We start from the raw sequence: 21,875 nt of genomic DNA on the forward strand, positions 1-21,875 counted from the left end.
ATCTGGCGCCGCATCTGACGATTCCGTTCGCTTGACCATATTTCGGCTCGGCAAAAAAGGCGGCATTCAACTGCCGCTTTTTTGTGCCTGAAATCCGTCGCATTCCATGACTGTTACGCTCACGATAGATTGCATGGGAGGCGACCACGGCCCGTCTGTGACGGTGCCTGCCGCAGTCCATTTCGTCCGCTCGCACCCCGACGCGCATCTCATGCTCGCGGGCGTCGAGTCGGCGGTTCGCGCCCAGTTGAAGAAGCTGAAGGCGTTGGACCATCCCGCGCTTACCGTCGTGCCCGCCACCGAGGTCGTCGAAATGGACGATCCGGTCGAAGTCGCCCTGCGCAAGAAAAAAGATTCGTCGATGCGCGTCGCGCTCAATCGCGTGAAAGAGGGCGAGGCGCAAGCCTGCATCTCGGCCGGCAACACCGGCGCGCTGATGGCCGTGTCGCGCTATGTGCTCAAGACGTTGCCGGGCATCGAACGCCCGGCCATCGCCTTTGCGCTGCCGAACCCGCGCGGCTACACGACGATGCTCGACCTCGGCGCAAACGTCGACTGCGAACCGCAGCACCTGCTGCAGTTCGCGGAGATGGGGCACGCGCTCGTCGCCGCGCTCGAGGGCAAGGATCGCCCAACCATCGGGCTCCTGAATATCGGCGAAGAAGTCATCAAGGGCAACGACACCATCAAGCGCGCGGGCGAGCTTCTGCGCGCGAGCACGCTGAACTTCCGCGGCAACGTCGAAGGCAACGACATTTACAAGGGCACCGTCGACGTCATCGTCTGTGACGGTTTCGTTGGGAATGTCGCGCTCAAGACGTCGGAGGGCCTCGCGCAGATGCTCAACGACATGATCAAGGAAGAGTTCGGCCGCTCGTGGCTCACCAGGCTCATGGCGATTGCCGCGCTGCCGGTGCTCATGCGCTTCAAGAAGCGCGTCGACCATCGCCAGTACAACGGCGCGGCGCTGCTCGGCTTGAAGAGCCTCGTCATCAAGAGCCACGGCTCGGCCGATGCCTACGCGTTTGAGTGTGCGATCAATCGAGGGTATGATGCCGTCAAAAATGGCGTGCTGGAGCGCCTCGCGCACGCCATGGAAGAAAACGCCGGTTCGCTCGAACAGGCGGCAGACGAGCCCGGCGGCGCCCAGAACGTGCAAGCCGCGCAGGCGGGGCAGGCTAACAGTGCGCCCAGCCAGGCAGCGGGCGAGGTACCGCCCGGCGCCGCATCATCCTCGAAGGCATAATGGCTCAATCGACTCTCTACTCCCGCGTGATCGGCACGGGCAGCTACCTTCCGCCTGATCGCGTCACCAACCAGGAACTGGCCGAACGGCTCGCCGCGAAAGGCGTCGAGACAAGCGACGAGTGGATCGTGGCCCGCACGGGCATTCACGCGCGCCACTTCGCCGCGGCCGACGTCACGACGAGCGATCTCGCGCTTGCGGCGTCGCAGCGCGCGATCGCGGCCGCCGACGTCGATCCTCAGTCGATCGACCTCATCATCGTCGCCACTTCCACGCCCGATTTCGTCTTTCCGAGCACGGCCTGCCTCCTGCAGAACAAGCTCGGCATCCGCAATCACGGCGCGGCGTTCGACGTGCAGGCCGTGTGCTCGGGCTTCGCGTACGCCGTTTCGGTGGCCGACAGCCTGATCCGCAGCGGCCAGCATCGCACGGCGCTCGTGGTCGGCGCGGAAACCTTCTCGCGTATTCTCGATTTCAACGATCGCACCACCTGCGTGCTGTTCGGCGACGGCGCAGGCGCAATCATCCTGCAGGCGTCGAGCGAACCGGGCGTGCTTGCGAGCGCGCTGCACGCGGACGGCAGCTACGCGCACATCCTGTGCACGCCGGGCAACGTGCACGGGGGCGTGATCGCAGGCAACGCGTTCCTGCACATGGATGGCCAGGCTGTGTTCAAGCTGGCCGTGAACGTGCTCGAAAAGGTCGCGATCGAGGCGCTCGACAAGGCGCAGCTCTCCGCCGACCAGGTCGACTGGCTGATCCCGCACCAGGCCAACATCCGCATCATGCAGGGCACCTGCCGCAAGCTCGGCCTGCCCGCGGAGCGCATGGTGGTGACGGTGGGCGAGCATGGCAACACCTCGGCGGCCTCGATTCCGCTCGCCTTCGACGTCGCGGTGCGCGACGGCCGCATCAAGCGCGGCCAGAACGTGCTGATAGAAGGCGTCGGCGGCGGCTTCACCTGGGGCGCCTCGGTCATCCGCTTCTAAGCATCCTGAGCGGGCTCTCGCGCTCCCGCAGCCGGTTCTGGCGCACGACGTGCATGTCGCGCGCGGCCGGCGGCGGTTCATCCGAGCGCATTGCCCACCCGTATTGATCGAATTTGGGGACGTTATGAAATTCGCGTTCGTTTTTCCCGGACAAGGCTCGCAGGCCGTCGGCATGCTCGACGCCTTTGCCGATAACGCCATCGTGCGCGAGACGCTGCAAGAAGCGTCCGACGCGCTGGGCCAGGACCTCGGCAAACTGATCGCCGAAGGCCCCGCCGAAGAACTCAATCTCACCACCAACACGCAGCCGGTCATGCTTACCGCCGCCTACGCCGTTTATCGCGCGTGGCAGCAGGCGGGCGGTCCCCAGGCTGCCATCGTCGCGGGCCACAGCCTCGGCGAATACACGGCGCTCGTCGCCGCCGGCGTGCTCGCATTCCGCGACGCCGTGCCGCTCGTGCGCTTTCGCGCGCAGGCGATGCAAAGCGCAGTGCCGGTGGGCGAGGGCGGCATGGCTGCCGTGCTCGGTCTCGACGACGACACCGTGCGCGCAGTCTGCACGGAAGCCGCAGCCGCGAGCGGTGGCGTGGTCGAAGCCGTGAACTTCAACGCGCCGGCGCAAGTCGTGATCGCGGGCCACAAGGGCGCGGTCGAAAAGGCCTGCGAAATCGCCAAGGCGAAGGGCGCCAAGCGCGCGCTGCCGCTGCCGGTTTCGGCGCCGTTCCACTCGTCGCTGCTCAAGCCTGCCTCGGATCAGCTGCGCGAGCATCTCGCGAACGTCACGCTGAACGCGCCGCAGATTCCCGTGGTGAACAACGTCGACGTGGCTTTCGAAACCGACCCCGCGAAGATCCGCGACGCGCTCGTGCGCCAGGCCGCGGGCGCCGTGCGCTGGGTCGAATGCGTGCAGGCCATCGCGGCGCACGGCGCGACGCACGTGGTCGAATGCGGTCCGGGCAAGGTGCTTGCGGGCCTCACCAGGCGTATCGACGGCGACCTGGTCGGGGCCTCGGTGCTCGATCCGAAGTCGCTCGACGAAGCGCTCGCGCTTCTGAAGGCCTGAGCGAATACGCCACCACCGCTAACGGATTCAAACGATGGAAAAGACTCTCGACAATCAAGCCGCGATCGTCACCGGCGCCACGCGCGGCATCGGCCGCGCGATCGCGCTGGAACTGGCGCGCCAGGGCGCGACGGTGATCGGCACGGCAACGAGCGAAGCCGGCGCGCAGGCCATCTCGGCCGCCTTCGAAGAAGCGGGCCTCAAGGGCCGCGGCGCGGTGCTCAACGTGAACGACGCCGCTGCGGCGGAAGCGCTGATCGACGCAACGGTCAAGGAATTCGGCGGTCTTGCGATCCTCGTCAATAATGCGGGCATCACGCAGGACAACCTGGCGATGCGCATGAAGGACGACGAATGGGATTCGGTCATCGACACCAACCTGAAGTCGGTGTTCCGCCTCTCGCGCGCCGTGCTGCGCCCGATGATGAAGGCGCGCACGGGCCGAATCATCAACATCACCTCGGTGGTGGGCTCGTCGGGCAACCCTGGCCAGGCCAACTACGCCGCCGCCAAGGCCGGCGTGGCGGGCATGACGCGCGCACTCGCACGCGAGATCGGCAGCCGCGGCATCACCGTGAACTGCGTCGCGCCCGGTTTCATCGACACCGACATGACGAAGGACCTGCCCGCGGAGCAGCAAGCCGCGCTCAAGCAGCAGATTCCGCTGGGGCGTCTCGGCAGCCCGGACGACATCGCGCATGCGGTCGCGTTCCTCGCGTCGCCGCAGGCGGCCTACATCACGGGCACGACGTTGCACGTGAACGGCGGCATGTATATGTCTTAACCGGATTCAGGTACTATCCGCGCCTTGATGCGCTTGATGCAAAACATTGCGCAAGCGCCGTCGCGGATAGCCTTCCGGAACCTTGAGCGCCGCTTTTCAGCCAGGTCAAACCTGATAAAATGCGCGCACTCGCATTCATGAGCTAACTTTTTTCCCTTGGAGGGGTAATGGACAACATCGAACAGCGCGTCAAGAAGATCGTCGCCGAGCAACTGGGCGTCGCCGAAGCTGAAATCAAGAACGAAGCTTCGTTCGTGAACGATCTGGGCGCCGACTCGCTCGACACCGTCGAACTGGTCATGGCTCTCGAAGACGAGTTCGGCATGGAAATCCCGGACGAGGAAGCCGAGAAGATCACGACGGTTCAGCAAGCGATCGACTACGCTCGCGCGAACGTCAAGGCCTAAGCGCCAGAATCCCGCCTGGGCCGCGCAACGCAGTGCGCTGGCGGCCCGCGAGGACGCTCGCCCGTGAAACCGCATACGCCTGCCGCACTCGCTGCGGGGCATCTGCCGGTCAACTAGCCACAGGGCTCACAGGAGCATTTCCTGTGGCCTCTGTGGCTTTTGTTTTTGTCATCTATGGATAAGGGGTTACCGTGAGCCGTCGTCGAGTTGTTGTTACAGGCCTGGGGCTGATTTCGCCTGTTGGCAATAATGTTGCCGACGGCTGGGCCAATCTGGTCGCCGGAAAGTCCGGCATCGCCAACATCACGAAGTTCGACGCGACGAACTTCTCGACCCGCTTTGCCGGCGAAGTGAAGGGCTTCAACGTCGAAGAGTACATGCCGGCGAAAGAAGCGCGCCATATGGATACCTTCATCCATTACGGCATCGCGGCGGGCATGCAGGCGATCCAGGACAGCGGTCTCGAAGTCACCGAAGCGAACGCGGAGCGGATCGGCGTGAACGTCGGCTCGGGTATCGGCGGCCTGCCGATGATCGAAGTCACGCAAACCGAACTGCTCAACCGCGGGCCGCGCCGCATCTCACCGTTCTTCGTGCCGGCCTCGATCATCAACATGATCTCGGGCCATCTGTCGATCAAGTACGGCCTCAAGGGCCCGAATCTGGCGATGGTCACGGCCTGCACGACCGGCCTGCACTGCATCGGCGAAGCGTCGCGTCTGATCGAATACGGCGATTGCGACGTGATGATCGCGGGCGGCGCGGAATCGACCGTCTCGCCGCTCGGCATCGGCGGCTTCGCGGCGGCGCGCGCGCTCTCGCAGCGCAACGACGATCCGGCGACGGCCAGCCGTCCGTGGGACAAGGACCGTGACGGCTTCGTGCTCGGCGAAGGCGCGGGCGTGATGGTGCTCGAAGAGTACGAACACGCGAAGGCGCGCGGCGCGAAGATCTATGCGGAAATCGGCGGCTACGGCATGAGCGGCGATGCGTATCACATGACCGCGCCGCTGGAAGACGGCGACGGTGCGCGCCGCTGCATGATCGCCGCGATGAAGAACGCGGGCGTCAACACCAGCGAAGTGAACTGGCTGAGCGCGCACGGCACGTCCACGCCGCTCGGCGACCTCGCGGAAACCACGGCGATCAAGCGCGCTTTTGGCGACCACGCGAAGGACATCGTCGTGAACTCGACCAAGTCGATGACGGGCCACCTGCTGGGTGGCGCGGGCGGCCTCGAGTCGGTGTTCACGGTGCTGGCCGTGCACAACCAGGTGTCGCCGCCGACGATCAACATCTTCAACCAGGATCCGGCATGCGACCTGGATTACTGCGCGAACACCGCGCGGGACATGAAGATCGACGTCGCGCTGAAGAACTCGTTCGGGTTCGGCGGCACCAACGGCACGCTCGTCTTCAAGCGTTACGCTTGATCCCGCACGACGAGACAGCGGCCGCGCCGAATGCTTCGGCCGGCCGCGTTCCTCCTGCTTTCCCCTCGCGGCGCGCGGGCGCGCCGCTTCTTTCCCTGCGTCCATCGCTTGCGCTGCAACTGCTCGTTGCCGCGGGTTTGGGCGTGGCTGCGACCGCCGTCTACACGACGCTCGTCCCCTGGTTCGGCGCCTGGCAAGCCTTGCCGGTCACGCTGGCGTTCCTCGCGACCGGCGGCCTCGCGGCTGCGGCGTGGCGACGCAAGCAACCGGCCTTCCTGGAAATCGGGTCAGATTTTATGGCGGCGTGGAAGCGCGATGGCGCCTGCCTCGCGGCCGGGCGGCTTGCCGGCGCGTCGCAATGGGGCGCATGGCTGCTCGCGCTCGTCGTGGAGCAGGGCGCACGCCGCACGACGATTCTCGTCGCCGCCGACGCCACTCCGGCAGAAGCCTTCCGCACACTCGCCGTGCGCGCGCGCAGCGCGGCCGGTCGCTGAGCCTCCTTCGCTGTAAAGCTTGTAACCGCTGTTACTCGCGTAACGTGAGACCGTGGCGAGGACGCTACAATGGTGCCCCCACGTCTACTTCATGTGCTAACGGATTTTTCAGGTGAGCGAAAAAGAAATTGATCAGGTTCTGGTCGAGCGCGTGCAAAAAGGCGACAAGGCCGCGTTTGAGCTCCTGGTCTCGAAATACCACCGCAAGATCATCCGGCTGATCTCGCGCCTCGTGCGGGACCCCGCCGAGGTCGAGGACGTGGCCCAGGACGCCTTTATCAAGGCTTACCGCGCACTCCCGCAGTTTCGTGGTGAATCGGCTTTCTATACGTGGTTGTACCGGATTGCTGTCAATACGGCGAAGAACTACCTTGCGACGCAGGGAAGACGCGCGCCGACTTCTACCGAGGCAGATGCTGAAGAAGCGGAAACTTTCTCGGACGCCGATCAACTAAGGGATATCAATACGCCCGAGTCGATGTTGATGAGCAAGCAGATCGCACAGACGGTCAATGCTGCGATGGCGGTTTTACCGGAAGAGTTGCGCACCGCCATTACGCTTCGGGAAATAGAAGGCCTAAGCTACGAAGAAATCGCCGAGATGATGGGGTGCCCGATTGGCACCGTCAGATCGAGAATTTTCCGCGCTCGGGAAGCCATTGCGGCAAAATTGCGTCCGCTGCTGGACACTCCGGAAGGCAAGCGCTGGTAAGAAGAACCAGCTTCGCCCCGGGCGGCGACGCGATTCACCAGAATGAGTTGGTGTCACAGGGACGTCTGTTAGGGAATGGGGAGCATCATGGGTTCGGTCTCGATGCAATCGGTATCAAGCTCGCGCGGCGAGCGTCTGTCCGCCTTCGTCGACGGTGAAGCGTCGGCGCAGGAGCATCTGAACGGAAATTTTCTGGAACTCGACGGCGAAGGGCGCGCAGCCTGGTCGGAGTACCACCTGATCGGCGACGTGCTGCGTTCCGACGATCTGGCCCTTAGTCAGGTCGCGAGCCGCGCCTTCATGACGGGTTTCGCGGCGCGCTTCGAAGCGGAGCCGCATCTGCTCGCGCCGGCCGCGCTGCCGCCGGCGCAGGCTGGCCGCAATGAGCGCGTGGGCCGCATTCTGGCGCTGCGCCGCCGCGTGATGCCGTCGCTGGCCGTGGCCGCCGCGGCTGCCACACTCACGTGGATCGTCATGCCGCAGATGCGCGGCGTGGGCATGGCCGGCGCGCCGCAAATCGCCGCTGTGCAGTCGCAGGGCGACGCCATGCAGCGCGTGGCGATGAACACCACGCCGGCGCCTGGCGCGGGCGCTCAGGACGGTAACATCATCCGCGACGCGCGGCTCGACGAATATCTCCAGGCGCACCAGCAGTTCGCGCAGCAGCCGGTCATATCGGATTCCATGCCGTACATCCGCTCAGCCGCTCTTACCACGCAAGGCCAATAAGTTTGATGCAGACATTGCGGTTGAATAAAAAGACAATCTGGGGGCGGCTGCCGGCATTCCTTTGCTGCGCAGCCGTGACGTTCACCGCTCTGTCTGTCGCCCCGCGTGCCCACGCGCAAGGCGCGTCCGCGACCGATGCCGCCACGCGCCAAAGCGCGGCGCAGTTGCTCGACCGCATCCAGCAGGCCGCGCAGCAGCAAAGTTACGAAGGCACCTTCGTCTACCAGCGCGGCGAGTTCGTGCAGTCCTCGCGCATCACGCACTACGCCTCGAAGCAGGACGGCGAGTTCGAAAAGCTCGAAAGCCTCGACGGCAAGCCGCGCACGATGCTGCGCCACAACGACGATCTCTTTACCTTCGTGCCCGAGCGCAAGCTGCTCGTCGTCGAAAAGCGCCAGAACAAGGACGCTTTCCCGGCGCTGCTTTCCACGAGCGGTGACCAGGTGCTGGGCGTCTACGAGCCGAAGATGCTCGCCAACGACCGGGTGGCCGGCCTCGACAGCCAGGTGATCCAGCTCGACCCGAAGGACAATTTCCGCTTCGCCTACAAGTTGTGGGCGGACGCGAAAACCGGTCTGCTGCTGCGCTCGCAGATGCTCGATCCGTCGAACGGCCAGGTGCTCCAGCAGCTCGCGTTCACGCAGGTGCGCATCGGCGGTCCCGTCGACAAGACGCCTATCGTGAACGGCATGCGCAATATCGAGGGCTGGAACGTGGTGCGCCCGCCGCTTCAGCCGGTCGACATCGAGGCGCAGGGCTGGTCGTTTGGCCAGGCCGCGCCGGGGTTCCAGAAGATTCGCGAAGTGCGCCGGCCAATGGCGGCGCGCGACGCGAGCAATCCGCCCATCCCGGTCGATCAGGCGGTATTCTCTGACGGACTGTCCACGCTTTCCGTATTTATCGAACCGGTCAAGAACAACAGTCGCAAGGAAGGCTCGGGCAGCAGTGGCGCGACCCACGTGCTCGTGAAGCGCAATGGCGATTACTTCATCACGTTGCTTGGCGAAGTGCCCCAGACCACGTTGCAGCAGTTCGCGTCTGCCATAGAATACAAGGCTCCCAGGTAACTCCCTTCCTTCGGCTGACTTCGATATGACGATTCTCCCGCTGCGCAAATTCTTCGCGGCCGCGGTCGTGGCGGCGTGCCTGCCGTTCGCGCCGCACGTGGCATCGGCGGCGCCCGCTGCCAACTTGCCCGACTTCGCCGACCTCGTGGACAAAGTGGGGCCGTCAGTCGTCAATATCCGCACCACGACGCGCATCTCCTCAGCGCAGCGCGGCCTGCCGCCGGGCATGGATCAGGGAGACATGTCGGAATTCTTCCGCCGCTTCTTTGGCATCCCGCTCCCGCAAGGGCCGCAGGGTGGGCAGGGCGGCGGCCAAGGGGGCAGTCAGGGCGGAAGCCCGGGCGGCGGCTCGGACTCCGGCACGGACAGCGGCAACGACACCGAACAGAACAGTGGCGTCGGCTCGGGTTTCATCCTCTCGAGCGACGGCTACGTGATGACCAACGCGCACGTGGTCGACGACGCGGACAGCATCTACGTGACGCTCACCGACAAGCGCGAATTCAAGGCGAAGCTGATCGGCGTGGACGACCGCACGGACGTCGCAGTGGTGAAGATCCAGGCCGCCAACCTGCCGGCCGTGACGATGGGCGATTCGAACAAGGTGCGCGTGGGCGAGTGGGTCGTGGCGATCGGTTCGCCGTTTGGCCTCGAGAACACCGTGACGGCGGGCATCGTGAGCGCGAAGGGGCGCGACACGGGCGACTATTTGCCGTTCATCCAGACCGACGTGGCCGTGAATCCCGGCAACTCGGGCGGACCGCTCATCAACATGCAGGGCGAGGTGATCGGCATCAACTCGCAGATCTATAGCCGCACCGGCGGCTTCATGGGCATCTCGTTCGCGATTCCGATCGACGAAGCGATGCGCGTGGCGGACCAGCTCAAGTCGACGGGCAAGGTCACGCGTGGCCGCATTGCCGTGGCCATCGGCGAGGTGACGAAGGACGTGGCCGACTCGCTCGGTCTGCCCAAGGCGCAAGGCGCGCTCGTCTCCAGCGTCGAGCCGGGCGGCCCGGCGGACAAGGCGGGCATCCAGCCGGGCGACATCATCCTGAAGTTCAACGGCGCTACCGTCGACGCCGCGACCGACCTGCCGCGCATGGTCGGCGACACGAAGCCGGGCACCAAGGCGACGGTGACGGTCTGGCGCAAGGGCGCAACGCGCGATCTGCCGATCACGATCGCCGAGATGCAGACCGACAAGAGCGCGAAGGCCGACCAGAAAAAGGCTCCCGAGCCCAAGCCGCGCGCGATGAACGCGCTTGGTATCGCGGTGGTCGATATCCCGGCCGACCAGCTCGCTCAGCTCAAGGTCAAGGGCGGCGCGATGGTGGACTCGGTCGATGGCCCCGCACAGCGCGCCGGCCTGCAGAAGGGCGACATCATCCTGCGCGTGGGCGACACGGATATCACCAGCGCTAAGCAGTTCCAGGAGGTGACCGCGCATCTCGACCCGCAGAAGATGGTCGCGGTGCTCGTGCGTCGCGGCGACAACACGCAGTTCGTGCCGCTGCGCCCGCGCGCGCCGGGGCAGAAGTAACACCGATGCGCACGCCTATGCGGTCTTCGTCGGCGGCGCCGGGCGCGCTCGAACGGGCGAGCGCGCACCTCGTGCTCTACGGGCGAGCGTGGTGTCATCTGTGCGAGGACATGCGCGTGGCGCTCGAGCCGCTGGCCGCAGCCGCCGGCGCGCGGCTCGATGTCGTCGATGTCGATTCCGACCCCGCGGTGCAGGCGCGCTACGACGAACTCGTGCCGGTGCTCCTTTGCGACGGCATCGAGCTGTGTCACTACCGTCTCGACGAGGCGCGCGTGCGCGCTACGCTGGGCCTCGGCCCCGACTCACCGAGCGCACCCCCGGCTCCGACGGGCGGGGCGTGAAACTAATGGCCGGCACGCCGCGGGACATCTGCGTCGCGCCATGACACATCCGTTACATCACCGGATGGTTCGCCCGTGGGACCCCTTTTCGGCTAAAATAGTCCGGTTTTTCATCTGTTTACGAGGCGTGCCACGCAATCGTTGGGGCGCGCCTTTTTCGCTTGATCGGTACTGAATGGATCATATTCGTAACTTCTCGATCATTGCGCACATCGACCATGGCAAGTCGACGCTCGCCGATCGCATCATCCAGCTGTGCGGCGGCTTGTCCGACCGCGAAATGGAATCGCAGGTGCTCGACTCGATGGATCTCGAGCGCGAGCGCGGCATCACCATCAAGGCGCAGACTGCTGCGCTCACGTACAAGGCGCGTGACGGCAAGGTCTACAACCTGAACCTGATCGACACGCCGGGGCACGTCGACTTCTCCTACGAGGTGAGCCGCTCGCTCTCTGCGTGCGAGGGCGCGCTGCTCGTGGTGGATGCGAGCCAGGGCGTCGAGGCGCAGACGGTGGCTAACTGCTACACCGCGATCGAACTCGGCGTCGAAGTCGTGCCGGTGCTCAACAAGATCGACCTGCCTGCCGCCAACCCCGAAAACGCCATCGAAGAGATCGAGGACGTGATCGGCATCGACGCCACCGACGCCACGCGCTGTAGCGCGAAGACTGGCCTCGGCGTGGAAGACGTGCTCGAAGCGCTCATCGTCAAGGTGCCGCCGCCCGAGGGCGATCCGCAAGCGCCGCTGCAGGCGCTCATCATCGACTCGTGGTTCGACAACTACGTGGGCGTGGTGATGCTCGTGCGCATCGTCAACGGTACGCTGCGTCCGAAGGACAAGATCAAGCTGATGGCCACCGGCGCGCAGTATCCGGTCGAGCACGTCGGCGTGTTTTCGCCCAAGTCGCGCAACCTCGACGAGCTTTCGGCGGGGCAGGTGGGCTTCATCATCGCCGGCATCAAGGAACTCGCCGCGACCAAGGTGGGCGACACCGTCACGCACGCGACCAATCCAGCCGCCGAGCCGCTGCCGGGCTTCAAGGAAGTGAAGCCGCAGGTGTTCGCGGGCCTCTATCCGGTCGAGGCGAACCAGTACGACGCGCTGCGCGAATCGCTCGAAAAGCTCAAGCTCAACGACGCTTCGCTGCAATACGAACCCGAAGTTTCGCAGGCCCTGGGCTTTGGTTTCCGCTGCGGCTTCCTCGGCCTCCTGCACATGGAAATCGTGCAGGAGCGTCTCGAACGCGAGTTCGACATGGACCTCATCACCACGGCGCCGACCGTGGTGTACGAAGTCGTGCAGGCGGACGGCAGCACGATCAAGGTTGAGAACCCGGCGAAGATGCCGGAGCCCTCGAAGATCGCCGAGGTCCGCGAGCCGATCGTGACCGTGAACCTGTACATGCCGCAAGAGTACGTGGGTTCGGTCATCACGCTCTGTACGAACAAGCGCGGCAACCAGATCAACATGCAGTACCACGGCCGCCAGGTGCAGCTCACGTACGAAATTCCGATGGCGGAAATCGTGCTCGACTTCTTCGACCGTCTGAAGTCGGTGTCGCGCGGTTATGCGTCGATGGACTACGAGTTCAAGGAGTACCGCACTTCGGACGTCGTGAAGGTCGACATGCTGATCAACGGCGACAAGGTCGATGCGCTGTCCATCATCGTCCACCGTTCGCAGTCGCAGTACCGCGGCCGCGAAGTCGCGGCGAAGATGCGCGAGATCATTCCGCGCCAGATGTACGACGTGGCGATTCAGGCCGCGATCGGCGCGCACATCATCGCGCGCGAGAACATCAAGGCGCTGCGCAAGAACGTGCTGGCCAAGTGCTACGGCGGCGACATCACGCGTAAAAAGAAGCTGCTCGAAAAGCAGAAGGAAGGCAAGAAGCGGATGAAGCAGGTCGGCTCAGTCGAGATTCCGCAAGAGGCCTTCCTGGCCATCCTTCGTGTCGAAGATAAATAAGTAACGCAAATAAGCCGGACAACGGATCTCTACATGAATTTTGCGCTGATACTCTTTGTGCTCGTCATCTTGACGGGCGTTGCGTGGGTTGCAGACAAACTGGTGTTCATGCCGCGACGTCGCCTCGCCGCCGATGCGGCGGTCGCGGAGTTCGACCGTCAGCAGGAACGTGTGGGCGAGCGCTTCGCCGATGAAAACGCGCCCGTCACGCGTCAGAACCTGCGCAACGACAAGCTGCGCCAGCCGTGGTGGCTCGAGTATACGGCGAGCTTCTTTCCCGTCATCCTGATCGTGTTCCTCGTACGCTCGTTCGTCGTCGAGCCGTTCAAGATTCCGTCGGGTTCGATGGTGCCCACGCTGCTCGTGGGCGACTTCATCCTCGTGAACAAGTTCGACTACGGCATCCGTCTGCCAATCACGAACACGAAAATCACCCAGGGCCGGCCGCTCGAGCGCGGCGACGTGGTCGTGTTCCGCTATCCGAAGGATGAGTCGGTCGACTACATCAAGCGCGTGATCGGCCTGCCGGGCGACGTGGTCTCGTATCAGGACAAGCAGCTCACGATCAACGGCAAGCCGGTGCCGGAAGTGCCGCAGGGCGACTTCTTCGACGAAGAGCGCATCGGCTATGCGAAGCAGTTCACCGAAGATCTCGGCAACGGCCGCAAGAACAACATCCTCAACAACCCGGCGGTGCCGCCGTTCATCGTGGGCGCAGAGGATTATCCGTATCGCGACAACTGCCAGTACAACGCGCGCGGCGTGATCTGCAAGGTGCCGGCGGGCCATTACTTCATGATGGGCGACAACCGCGACAACAGCGCGGACAGCCGCTACTGGGGCTTCGTGCCCGACGCGAACATCGTGGGCCGTGCGTTCTTCATCTGGATGAACTTCAGCAACCTGCGTCGCATCGGTGCGTTCGAGTAATTCGTGTTTGCTCGACATGCAATGCACGTCGAGCACGCGCGCGAAGCAGTCATCGAAGCAGCAACAAGAAGCGTAGGCGCGAGCACGAGTCTCACTCGCATCACGCGCATTGCCTCTTCGCGCGCTACTTGAAGAATCCCCGGTAACGTCGCTTCGTCACGGTTTTTCGCCCGCCGCCCCCTGTTTTCGCCGGGGGCGGCGGGCGCGTTATACTCTCCCCATGCCCCAATCTCCGTTGGAAAGCCGTTTGCGCTACGAATTTCGCAATGCGGAATTGCTGCGCCAGGCTTTAACCCACCGCAGTCACAGTGCCACGCATAACGAACGCCTCGAATTCCTCGGTGATTCGGTTCTGAATTGCGCGGTGGCTGCCCTATTGTTCCAACGTTTTGGCAAGCTGGACGAAGGCGACCTCTCGCGTGTGCGCGCTAACCTGGTCAAGCAGCAGTCGCTCTACGAGATCGCTCAGGCCCTCAATATTGCCGACGGCCTGCGGCTCGGTGAAGGCGAGTTGCGCAGCGGCGGCTTCCGCCGGCCGTCGATTCTCGCCGACGCGCTGGAGGCGATCTTCGGGGCGATTTTCCTCGACGGCGGCTTCGATGCCGCTCAGACGGTCATCAAGCGCCTCTATGTGCCGATCCTCGATCACATCGATCCGCGCACCCTCGGCAAGGACGCCAAGACGCTGCTGCAGGAGTACCTGCAGGGTCACAAGATTGCCCTGCCGACTTACACGGTCGTCGCGACGCATGGCGCGGCGCACAATCAGCAATTCGAAGTCGAATGCACGGTGCCGAAGCTCGACGTGAAGGTGTCGGGTTCGGGCGCGAGCCGTCGCGCGGCGGAGCAGGCCGCGGCGAAGAAGGCACTCGACGAGGTCATGGCCGCGGCGCCCGCGCTGGTTGCGAAGCCGCGCCGCTCCAAGGGCGCGCGTGCGCCCAAACCGGAACCCGAGGTCGTCCCCGGCGTGACCGGCGTGCAGGGCGCGCTCGATCTACGCTCGCCGGAGCGCCGCGAGCGTGTCTCGGCGCGTACCGAACGTGCGGCGCAAACCACGGCAGCCGAAGGCGCGCCGCTCGCGGTGATTCGCGCGGCGCACGTCCAGGAGCGGCCTGCGGAGAAGGACAAACCAGCTGAAAAGCCCGCGGAGAAGGCCGAACGCGGTGCAGAGAAGGCCAGCGACAAGCCCGCCGACAAGGCCACGGGTTTCGACGCCGTACCGAGCGCCGGCTCCCTCGGCCACCGTTCGGCCGCGGTGAAAGCCGAACCGGCGTTGCGTACCGTCGAGTGCGCGCAAACCGCAACGACCGGCGGCACCGCCACCGATGCCGAGGCGCATGCGGAAGCCACGACGGCCATCCCCGTGCGCGCGGCCGATGCCGGCCACTGATTCCACCGAGGCGCGCAGCAAGCGCGCCTCCCGTTTTTCTATTCCGGTCCGATCATGAACGCTCCCACCTCCACTCCTGCCGGTTTCCGTTGCGGCATGGTCGCGATCGTCGGCCGTCCGAACGTTGGCAAATCGACGCTGATGAACGCGCTGGTCGGCCAGAAGATCAGCATCACGTCGCGCAAGGCGCAGACTACGCGCCATCGCATCACCGGCATCAACACGATCGACGACGCGCAGTACATCTTCGTCGACACGCCCGGTTTCCAGACGCGCCACAGCACGGCGCTCAACCGCTCGCTGAACCGCGCGGTGACCTCCACGCTCAGTTCGGTCGATGCCGTGCTGTTCGTGATCGAGGCCGGCAAGTTCGGTCCCGACGACCAGAAAGTGCTCGACCTGATTCCCCCGAGCGCGCCCACGATCCTGATCGCCAACAAGATCGACCGCGTGAACGACAAGGCCACGCTGTATCCGTTCATCCAGCAGGTGCAGGGTCTGCGCGAGTTCCGCGAGATCGTGCCGCTTTCGGCAAATAACCCGGACGACATCAAGCGCCTGCTTGCGACGCTCAAGCCGTATCTGCCGGAAGGGGAGCCGATCTACGGCGAAGACGACCTCACCGATCGCAGCGAGCGCTTCCTCGCAGCCGAAATCCTGCGCGAGAAAGTGTTCCGCTGGACCGGCGACGAACTCCCGTACACGAGCACAGTGCTGATCGACAAGTTCGAGCAGGAAGGCCGGCTGCGCCGCGTCTTCGCGACGATCCTCGTCGAGCGCGACACGCAGAAGGCGATGGTGATCGGCCAGAAGGGGGCGAAGCTCAAGCAGATCAGCACCGACGCGCGACTCGACATGGAGAAGCTGTTCGATGGCCCCGTGTATCTCGAAACCTTCGTGAAGGTGAAGAGCGGCTGGGCCGACAACGAAGCCGGGCTGCGCGCCTACGGTTACGAGTAAGCACGACGGGCACCGCGTATGAGTGACGGCGCAGCCGGAACCCTGCACGACGACCGGCCCGCGCACGAAGACGGGCAGGCCGACGAGGCATTCGCACCGGGCGAAGCGCCCGATTCCCGCGGCGCGCGGCGCTCGCCTGCGAAAGGCACCCAAGGCACGACGAGCACGCGCAGCACGAAGGTGACGAAAGGCGCCGCCACGCGCAACGCGATGACCGAAGGCGCCGACGCCACGCTCGAAGGCCGCGCCGAACCGCGCAACGGCCGCAAGACTACCGCGCGCTCGCAATTGCCCCGCGCTTCGCGCAGCACGACCCCCGATTACCGCATCGCCGAGCAGCCGGCTTTCGTGCTGCACAGCTATCCGTACCGCGAGACGAGCCTCATCATCGATGTGCTCTCGCGCGATCACGGCCGCGTGGCGCTCGTCGCGAAGGGCGCGAAGCGGCCGCATTCGGCGTTGCGCGGCGTGCTGCAAACCTTCCAGCCGCTCGCGCTTTCGTGGACCGGCAAGGGCGAGGTGCGCACGCTCACCGGCGCCGAGTGGGTCGGCGGCATGTTGCCGCTGACCGGCGACGCGCTGCTGTGCGGCTTCTACGTGAACGAGCTGCTCGTGAAGTTCATCGCGCGCGAGGACCCGCATCCCGAACTCTTTCGCCACTATGTCGTGACGCTCACGCGCCTCGCGCACGACGAGCCGCCCGTGCAGGTGCTGCGCTCGTTCGAGCGCGTGCTGCTGCGCGAGGCGGGTTACGCGCTCGCACTGAATCGCACCGTGAACCGCAAGAGCGTGGTGGCCGATGGGCGCTACCTGTTCGATCCGGAACGCGGCGTGCGCGAAGCATCGGATGAATGGCCTTCTCAATGGCCCCGGCTTTCGGGTCAAACGTTGCTCGACATGGAAGAGGACGATTACCATCGACCCCAGACGGTTGCGCAGAGCAAGGCGCTCATGCGCTTCCTGCTGAACACGTACCTTGGCGGCACGCCGCTCGCGACGCGCCAGATTCTGATCGACTTGCAGAACCTATGAGCTTCTTTCTCACTTCGCCCAACGTGATCGACCTCGGTGTGAACATCGACCACGTCGCCACGCTGCGCAACGCGCGCGGCACCGCTTATCCCGATCCGATCCGCGCGGCGCTCCTCGCCGAAGAGGCGGGCGCGGACGCGATCACGCTGCATCTGCGCGAGGATCGCCGTCATATCGTCGACGCCGACGTGCGCGCGCTGCGTCCGCAACTGAAAACGCGCATGAACCTCGAATGCGCGGTAACGGCCGAGATGCTCGACATCGCGTGCGAGATCAAACCGCACGACGTTTGCCTCGTGCCCGAAAAGCGCGCGGAGCTGACGACCGAAGGCGGCCTCGACGTCGCGGGCCACTTCGATGCCGTCGCCGCCGCCTGCCGTCAACTTGCCGATGCGGGCTGCCGCGTTTCGCTTTTCATCGACCCGGACGAAACGCAGATCCGCGCGGCGCAGGAAACGGGCGCGCCCGTGATCGAGCTGCATACGGGCCGCTATGCCGAGGCGCACGACGCCGGCGAGCAGGAACGCGAATACGAGCGCGTGGTCACCGGCGTGAATTGCGGCAACAGCCTCGGACTGAAGGTGAACGCCGGCCACGGTCTGCACTACACGAACGTGCAGCAGATCGCGGCCATCGACGGCATCGTCGAGCTGAACATCGGCCACGCCATCGTTGCGCAAGCAGTCTTCGCGGGCTGGGAAAACGCCGTGCGCGAAATGAAGGCGATCATGGTTGCGGCGCGCCTCGGCACGCGCGGCTGACTGCTGCCCCGCGCCATCGCGCCGCGCACAATCGACATTCATCGACGGGAGTCTCATGGCGATCTACGGTATCGGCACCGACATCATCCAGGTGAGCCGCGTGGCGGCGGTCATGGAGCGCACCCACGGGCGCTTCGCGCCGCGCGTACTCGGCGCGGACGAACTCGCCGTCTACGAGGCGCGCAAGGCGCGCTCGGCGGCGCGGGGCCTCGCGTATCTGTGCACGCGGTTCTCCGCGAAAGAGGCGTTCTCCAAAGCGATCGGCCTCGGCATGCGCATGCCGATGACCTGGCGCGCCATGCAGACCCTCAACGAGCCGGGCGGCCGCCCGGTGATCGTCGCTTCGGGCGAACTCGCGCAGTGGCTCGACGAACGCGGTATCTCGGCGCGCGTGAGCATCACCGACGAGCATGACTACGCGGTGTCGTTCGTGGTTGCGGAAGTCAACGGCTGATATCTTTCGCCGCGCGTTGCGCGGCATCTACGCAAAACTCATCGATGAAGAATAATCCCGGGCCAGTCATGCTCGACGTGGTCGGCACCACGCTGAACGACGACGACGTACGCCGCCTCGCGCACCCGATGACCGGCGGCGTGATCCTGTTCGCGCGCCACTACGAGAACCGTGCGCAGCTTGTCGCGCTGACCGACGCCATCCGCTCGGTGCGCGAGGACCTGCTGATCGCCGTCGACCATGAAGGCGGCCGCGTGCAGCGCTTTCGCACCGACGGTTTCACGGTGCTGCCGGCCATGGGGCGCCTCGGCGCGTTGTGGGACAAGGATGTGCTGCTCGCCACCAAGCTCGCGACGGCAGTGGGCTATATCCTCGCGAGCGAGCTGCGCGCGTGCGGCATCGATCTCTCGTTCACGCCGGTGCTCGATCTCGGCTATGGCCAGTCGAAGGTGGTAGGCGATCGCGCCTTCCATCGCGATCCGCGCGTCGTCACGCTGCTCGCCAAGAGTCTCAACCACGGGCTATCGCTTGCGGGCATGGCCAATTGCGGCAAGCATTTCCCGGGTCATGGCTTCGCGACGGCGGACTCGCACGTCGCGGTGCCCGTCGACGAGCGTCCGCTCGAAGCGATCCTCGGCGAGGACGCGCAGCCTTACGACTGGCTCGGTCTGTCGCTCACGGCCGTGATGCCGGGGCACGTTATTTATCCGAAAGTCGATGCGAAGCCCGCAGGCTTTTCGCGCATCTGGGTCGAGGAAGTTTTGCGCAAGCGGCTGCGCTTTACGGGCGCGATTTTCAGCGACGACCTCTCGATGGAGGCCGCGCGCCAGGGAGGTACGCTCACCGAGGGCGCGCGCGCCGCGCTCGAAGCGGGCTGCGACATGGTGCTGATCTGCAACCAGCCGCACGAGGCCGAAAAGGTCCTCGACGCGTTGCGCACCACGGAGCCGCGCCGCGCCGCCAAAGCTTCGGGGCTGCGCATCAAGCGCATGCGCGCGCGCGGCAAGGCGCAGCGCTGGGACAGGATGGTGGCGGACCCGGGCTACATCGAAGCGCAGGCATTGCTGCGCAGCGTACTGCCCTGACGCTTTGATTGCCGCATCGGTGGAATGAAAAAAGGCTGTCCTCGGAAACGAAGGGCAGCCTTTTTACAACGTGCGTGCGTTTTGCCGATTCAGTTCAGCCGCATGCGCTGGAGCTTGTTGTAGAGCGTCTTGGGGCTGATGCCGAGCAGCGACGCGGCGCGGTGCCGCGTGCCGCCCACGGCGTCGAGCGTCGCGCGGATCAGCATTTCCTCCACGTCGGCGAGCGGCGTGCCCACGGTGACCTGCACGCGGCCGCCGTTCATCTCGCGCGAGCCCGCGCCGCTGCTCTCCTCGGCCTGCAGCGTTTCCAGCACCTCGCCCGAGGCGTGCCACGCACGCCTCACGCGTTCGTGCAGTTCGCGGACGTTGCCGGGCCAGTCATACGCGAGACACTCGCGGATGAACGAAGGCGCAACGAGCCGCGTCGCGCCGGCCAGACCGTGCGCCTGGGCCTCCTGATTGAGTTCGTCGATGCAGGCGAGCGCGAGCAGGGCGGCGTCGTCGTCGCGCTCTCGCAGCGGCGGCAACTGGATCGCCGCGGCATCGAGGCGCAGCCACAGATCGTCGTGCAGTGCACCCTGCTGGACGGCTTCGCGCGGGTTTGCTCGGGTCGCCGCGATCAGGCGGAAATCGGTGCCCACCTCGCTGTTGCCGCCCACCCGCATGAAGGTCTGCGAATCGAGCGCGCGCAGCAGCGTTTGCTGCTGCTCGCGCGGCAGGTCGGTGAGTTCGTCGATGAAGAGCGTGCCGCCGCTCGCCTGATCGACGAGACCCGGCTCGCGCTGTTCCGCGCCGGTGAACGCACCGCGTTCGTGCCCGAACAGCACGCTCGCCAGTGGCCGGCCCGCGGCCGCCTCTGCCACGAGCGAACGCGCGTCGCACACGATGAACGGCCCCTTGCGTCGGCGGCTCAGCTGGTGCAGCGTGCGCGCGGCGACTTCCTTGCCCGTGCCGGCTTCGCCGTGTACGAGTAGCGCTGCTTCGGTGGGCGCGAACTGTTCGAGGGTGTCGTAGACATGCTGGATCGCGCTACTGCGCCCGAGCATCGGCCCGAAGTGGCCCATCTTGCGCAGTGTGGCGCGCAGCGCGCGGACTTCCTCGGTCAACTCGTAGGGACGCGGAATGCGCGCGAGCAGGCTGCGCAGGCGCGGAATGTTGACGGGCTTGAGCAAATAGTCCCAGATGCCGTGGCGCAGGCCTTCGATCGCGCTTTCGACCGTGGCATTGCCGGTCATCACGATCACAGGCAGCGCGCCGCCTGGCGGCTGCGCGGGCAAATGCGGCAGCAACTCGAGGCCGCCGCCGTCGGGCAGGTTCAGGTCGACGAGTACGACGTCGGGGATGAAGCGCGCAAGGGCAGCGCGCGCTTCGGCGAGGGTGGCAGCGGTGTCGACGGAGAACCCGTCGGCCGACAGGATCGCAGAGAGACCTGACAGGCTATTGGGATCGTCTTCGACAATCAGGGCGTGGGGCATGGCAGTAGCGGCTTACGGATGAGCGCAGGCGCGCCGGCACTGCGCGCGCGGGGTCGCGCACGCGCCCCGGCAGGCAGCCGCGCGGCGCGCGGGAGCGCGGCACGATGCGAAAGATTTCACCGAGATCACGGGGATGTCTCGTGGCAGGTGTTCAGGTCCGGTCCTCCCAGTTGTGCTGCGCCAGAGCAGGGGCGCGACGGCATAGCCGGGCAGTAAACCGCCGGCGGCCGAGCGGCAGCGCAAGCCCGAAGCGCAAAGCGCTTTGGCATGCGTGCAACCCCCTCTTTGCCTGCAAATGGCGACGCCCGTACCGGCCATGCCGTGGACGGTGCGTCAGTCGCGTGGCCGGTGCGCGTCGAACCAGCGGCGCACTTCCAGTTCTGCCTCGTCACGCGTCTTGCCGTAACGTTCCTGGATTAGCCCGGCGAGCCGATCCGCACGGCCTTCGGCTTTTGCGAGTTCGTCGTCCGTCAACTCGCCCCATGCCGCTTTGGCCTTGCCGATCAACTGCTTCCACTTGCCTTCGGCAATGTCGTTATTCATTGTGTTTCTCCTGATAAGGGGAAAGAGTATGGAACGCATGCCCTATCACCCCATAGCAGAAACCGTGCCGCGAATGTCACTTTGACCGGCCTGCGCCGCGCTTGCTCGCCGCTTGACCTCTAAAGACGGCAACCATGCAATTCGTTTCGCATAACCGGTAAGCTTTTCCTGGCACTCTCAAACATACACGTTCGGCAAAAAAAGAAAAAGCGCCCCGAGGGGTAATGCCGTTCAGTTAAGGTCCTTTTTAAGGACGCGGACGGCATAACGTTTCGGTACAGCCTTCACGGCCCGCTCGAATTTTCGACCGGGCCGTTCTTCTTTGAGGAGTGCAACGAGGCGCTGGCGCAGACGTTGCAGCAGGGCTGGGAGTTTGCCTTGCGCACGGGTGACGGCGGCCCAGTGCAATTCGTACTGGATGACGTGGAAGGCGCGCACGAAGCTGATCTCGGTCGGCTCGCACTTCAC

22 protein-coding genes and 1 pseudogene are annotated in these 21,875 nt (G+C 65.1%); 20 read left to right on the forward strand and 3 right to left on the reverse strand.

Annotation, left to right across the window (positions count from 1 at the left end):
• Positions 1 to 106: 106 nt before the first annotated feature.
• The 20 genes from plsX to nagZ all read left to right on the forward strand — a co-directional run bounded on the left by plsX (position 107) and on the right by nagZ (position 19,389).
• Positions 107 to 1,246: a phosphate acyltransferase PlsX gene (gene plsX / locus M3I53_RS12315; RefSeq protein ID WP_254316185.1), complete on the forward strand. Its 1,140-nt coding sequence runs from the start codon at positions 107 to 109 to the stop codon at positions 1,244 to 1,246.
• Positions 1,246 to 2,235, forward strand: coding sequence for a beta-ketoacyl-ACP synthase III (locus M3I53_RS12320; protein ID WP_254316186.1), 990 nt, complete (start codon positions 1,246 to 1,248; stop codon positions 2,233 to 2,235). Before plsX ends, M3I53_RS12320 begins: the two co-directional genes overlap by 1 nt.
• A gap of 124 nt (positions 2,236 to 2,359) precedes the next feature.
• Positions 2,360 to 3,298, forward strand: coding sequence for an ACP S-malonyltransferase (gene fabD, locus M3I53_RS12325; protein ID WP_254316187.1), 939 nt, complete (start codon positions 2,360 to 2,362; stop codon positions 3,296 to 3,298).
• Positions 3,299 to 3,332: 34 nt separating this feature from the next.
• Positions 3,333 to 4,082, forward strand: a complete 750-nt coding sequence (fabG, locus tag M3I53_RS12330; protein ID WP_254316188.1) for a 3-oxoacyl-ACP reductase FabG — start codon at positions 3,333 to 3,335, stop codon at positions 4,080 to 4,082.
• Between the two features lie 167 nt (positions 4,083 to 4,249).
• Positions 4,250 to 4,489, forward strand: a complete 240-nt coding sequence (gene acpP / locus M3I53_RS12335; RefSeq protein ID WP_004197638.1) for an acyl carrier protein — start codon at positions 4,250 to 4,252, stop codon at positions 4,487 to 4,489.
• Between the two features lie 191 nt (positions 4,490 to 4,680).
• On the forward strand, positions 4,681 to 5,922 hold the full coding sequence (gene fabF, locus M3I53_RS12340) for a beta-ketoacyl-ACP synthase II (RefSeq protein ID WP_254316189.1): 1,242 nt from the start codon (positions 4,681 to 4,683) through the stop codon (positions 5,920 to 5,922).
• Positions 5,919 to 6,416, forward strand: coding sequence for a protein YgfX (locus M3I53_RS12345; RefSeq protein WP_254316190.1), 498 nt, complete (start codon positions 5,919 to 5,921; stop codon positions 6,414 to 6,416). Before fabF ends, M3I53_RS12345 begins: the two co-directional genes overlap by 4 nt.
• 112 nt (positions 6,417 to 6,528) lie before the next feature.
• Positions 6,529 to 7,128, forward strand: coding sequence for an RNA polymerase sigma factor RpoE (rpoE, locus tag M3I53_RS12350; protein ID WP_027795258.1), 600 nt, complete (start codon positions 6,529 to 6,531; stop codon positions 7,126 to 7,128).
• An 87-nt stretch (positions 7,129 to 7,215) separates the two neighbouring features.
• Positions 7,216 to 7,857 carry a sigma-E factor negative regulatory protein gene (locus tag M3I53_RS12355; RefSeq protein WP_254316191.1) on the forward strand — a complete coding sequence of 214 codons (642 nt, stop codon included), beginning with the start codon at positions 7,216 to 7,218 and terminating at the stop codon, positions 7,855 to 7,857.
• A 5-nt stretch (positions 7,858 to 7,862) separates the two neighbouring features.
• On the forward strand, positions 7,863 to 8,924 hold the full coding sequence (locus tag M3I53_RS12360; RefSeq protein ID WP_254316222.1) for a MucB/RseB C-terminal domain-containing protein: 1,062 nt from the start codon (positions 7,863 to 7,865) through the stop codon (positions 8,922 to 8,924).
• A 25-nt stretch (positions 8,925 to 8,949) separates the two neighbouring features.
• Complete coding sequence (locus tag M3I53_RS12365) at positions 8,950 to 10,467, forward strand: DegQ family serine endoprotease (RefSeq protein WP_254316192.1); 1,518 nt, start codon at positions 8,950 to 8,952, stop codon at positions 10,465 to 10,467.
• A 5-nt stretch (positions 10,468 to 10,472) separates the two neighbouring features.
• A complete protein-coding gene (locus tag M3I53_RS12370; RefSeq protein ID WP_254316193.1) occupies positions 10,473 to 10,808 on the forward strand; it encodes a glutaredoxin family protein in 336 nt (111 codons plus the stop codon).
• 175 nt (positions 10,809 to 10,983) lie between these two features.
• A complete protein-coding gene (lepA, locus tag M3I53_RS12375) occupies positions 10,984 to 12,777 on the forward strand; it encodes a translation elongation factor 4 (protein WP_254316194.1) in 1,794 nt (597 codons plus the stop codon).
• 33 nt (positions 12,778 to 12,810) lie between these two features.
• Positions 12,811 to 13,707 (forward strand): signal peptidase I, encoded by an 897-nt coding sequence (gene lepB, locus M3I53_RS12380; protein ID WP_254316195.1) that lies wholly within the window; start codon positions 12,811 to 12,813, stop codon positions 13,705 to 13,707.
• A gap of 220 nt (positions 13,708 to 13,927) precedes the next feature.
• On the forward strand, positions 13,928 to 15,097 hold the full coding sequence (gene rnc / locus M3I53_RS12385; RefSeq protein ID WP_254316196.1) for a ribonuclease III: 1,170 nt from the start codon (positions 13,928 to 13,930) through the stop codon (positions 15,095 to 15,097).
• Between the two features lie 54 nt (positions 15,098 to 15,151).
• Positions 15,152 to 16,057 (forward strand): GTPase Era, encoded by a 906-nt coding sequence (gene era, locus M3I53_RS12390; protein WP_254316197.1) that lies wholly within the window; start codon positions 15,152 to 15,154, stop codon positions 16,055 to 16,057.
• Positions 16,058 to 16,075: 18 nt separating this feature from the next.
• Positions 16,076 to 17,089 (forward strand): DNA repair protein RecO, encoded by a 1,014-nt coding sequence (gene recO / locus M3I53_RS12395; RefSeq protein ID WP_254316198.1) that lies wholly within the window; start codon positions 16,076 to 16,078, stop codon positions 17,087 to 17,089.
• Positions 17,086 to 17,850: a pyridoxine 5'-phosphate synthase gene (gene pdxJ / locus M3I53_RS12400; protein ID WP_254316199.1), complete on the forward strand. Its 765-nt coding sequence runs from the start codon at positions 17,086 to 17,088 to the stop codon at positions 17,848 to 17,850. Before recO ends, pdxJ begins: the two co-directional genes overlap by 4 nt.
• A 55-nt stretch (positions 17,851 to 17,905) precedes the next feature.
• The gene (gene acpS, locus M3I53_RS12405; RefSeq protein WP_254316200.1) at positions 17,906 to 18,304 is read left to right on the forward strand and encodes a holo-ACP synthase; all 399 of its coding nucleotides are present in this window, start codon (positions 17,906 to 17,908) and stop codon (positions 18,302 to 18,304) included.
• A gap of 44 nt (positions 18,305 to 18,348) precedes the next feature.
• Positions 18,349 to 19,389 carry a beta-N-acetylhexosaminidase gene (gene nagZ / locus M3I53_RS12410; RefSeq protein ID WP_254316201.1) on the forward strand — a complete coding sequence of 347 codons (1,041 nt, stop codon included), beginning with the start codon at positions 18,349 to 18,351 and terminating at the stop codon, positions 19,387 to 19,389.
• Positions 19,390 to 19,478: 89 nt separating this feature from the next.
• On the opposite strand, the gene M3I53_RS12415 is transcribed toward nagZ, so the two are convergent.
• The 3 genes and pseudogenes from M3I53_RS12415 to M3I53_RS12425 all read right to left on the reverse strand — a co-directional run.
• On the reverse strand, positions 19,479 to 20,864 hold the full coding sequence (locus M3I53_RS12415) for a sigma-54 dependent transcriptional regulator (RefSeq protein ID WP_254316202.1): 1,386 nt from the start codon (positions 20,862 to 20,864) through the stop codon (positions 19,479 to 19,481).
• A gap of 333 nt (positions 20,865 to 21,197) precedes the next feature.
• Positions 21,198 to 21,407, reverse strand: coding sequence for a CsbD family protein (locus tag M3I53_RS12420; RefSeq protein ID WP_028206671.1), 210 nt, complete (start codon positions 21,405 to 21,407; stop codon positions 21,198 to 21,200).
• A 231-nt stretch (positions 21,408 to 21,638) separates the two neighbouring features.
• Positions 21,639 to 21,875 (reverse strand): annotated as a pseudogene (locus M3I53_RS12425) (DDE transposase); the annotation flags it as partial.

It is taken from the genome of Paraburkholderia sp. CNPSo 3272 (assembly GCF_024206495.1).
In the GTDB taxonomy this organism is placed as follows: domain Bacteria; phylum Pseudomonadota; class Gammaproteobacteria; order Burkholderiales; family Burkholderiaceae; genus Paraburkholderia.

Bases quoted from the DNA above. Each gene is read 5' to 3' on its own strand.
- plsX (WP_254316185.1), top strand. From the start codon at position 107: ATGACTGTTACGCTCACGATAGATTGCATGGGAGGCGACCACGGCCCG.
- M3I53_RS12320 (WP_254316186.1), top strand. From the start codon at position 1,246: ATGGCTCAATCGACTCTCTACTCCCGCGTGATCGGCACGGGCAGCTAC.
- fabD (WP_254316187.1), top strand. From the start codon at position 2,360: ATGAAATTCGCGTTCGTTTTTCCCGGACAAGGCTCGCAGGCCGTCGGC.
- fabG (WP_254316188.1), top strand. From the start codon at position 3,333: ATGGAAAAGACTCTCGACAATCAAGCCGCGATCGTCACCGGCGCCACG.
- acpP (WP_004197638.1), top strand. From the start codon at position 4,250: ATGGACAACATCGAACAGCGCGTCAAGAAGATCGTCGCCGAGCAACTG.
- M3I53_RS12355 (WP_254316191.1), top strand. From the start codon at position 7,216: ATGGGTTCGGTCTCGATGCAATCGGTATCAAGCTCGCGCGGCGAGCGT.
- M3I53_RS12360 (WP_254316222.1), top strand. From the start codon at position 7,863: ATGCAGACATTGCGGTTGAATAAAAAGACAATCTGGGGGCGGCTGCCG.
- M3I53_RS12365 (WP_254316192.1), top strand. From the start codon at position 8,950: ATGACGATTCTCCCGCTGCGCAAATTCTTCGCGGCCGCGGTCGTGGCG.
- M3I53_RS12370 (WP_254316193.1), top strand. From the start codon at position 10,473: ATGCGCACGCCTATGCGGTCTTCGTCGGCGGCGCCGGGCGCGCTCGAA.
- lepA (WP_254316194.1), top strand. From the start codon at position 10,984: ATGGATCATATTCGTAACTTCTCGATCATTGCGCACATCGACCATGGC.
- lepB (WP_254316195.1), top strand. From the start codon at position 12,811: ATGAATTTTGCGCTGATACTCTTTGTGCTCGTCATCTTGACGGGCGTT.
- rnc (WP_254316196.1), top strand. From the start codon at position 13,928: ATGCCCCAATCTCCGTTGGAAAGCCGTTTGCGCTACGAATTTCGCAAT.
- era (WP_254316197.1), top strand. From the start codon at position 15,152: ATGAACGCTCCCACCTCCACTCCTGCCGGTTTCCGTTGCGGCATGGTC.
- recO (WP_254316198.1), top strand. From the start codon at position 16,076: ATGAGTGACGGCGCAGCCGGAACCCTGCACGACGACCGGCCCGCGCAC.
- pdxJ (WP_254316199.1), top strand. From the start codon at position 17,086: ATGAGCTTCTTTCTCACTTCGCCCAACGTGATCGACCTCGGTGTGAAC.
- acpS (WP_254316200.1), top strand. From the start codon at position 17,906: ATGGCGATCTACGGTATCGGCACCGACATCATCCAGGTGAGCCGCGTG.
- nagZ (WP_254316201.1), top strand. From the start codon at position 18,349: ATGAAGAATAATCCCGGGCCAGTCATGCTCGACGTGGTCGGCACCACG.
- M3I53_RS12415 (WP_254316202.1), bottom strand. From the start codon at position 20,864: ATGCCCCACGCCCTGATTGTCGAAGACGATCCCAATAGCCTGTCAGGT.
- M3I53_RS12420 (WP_028206671.1), bottom strand. From the start codon at position 21,407: ATGAATAACGACATTGCCGAAGGCAAGTGGAAGCAGTTGATCGGCAAG.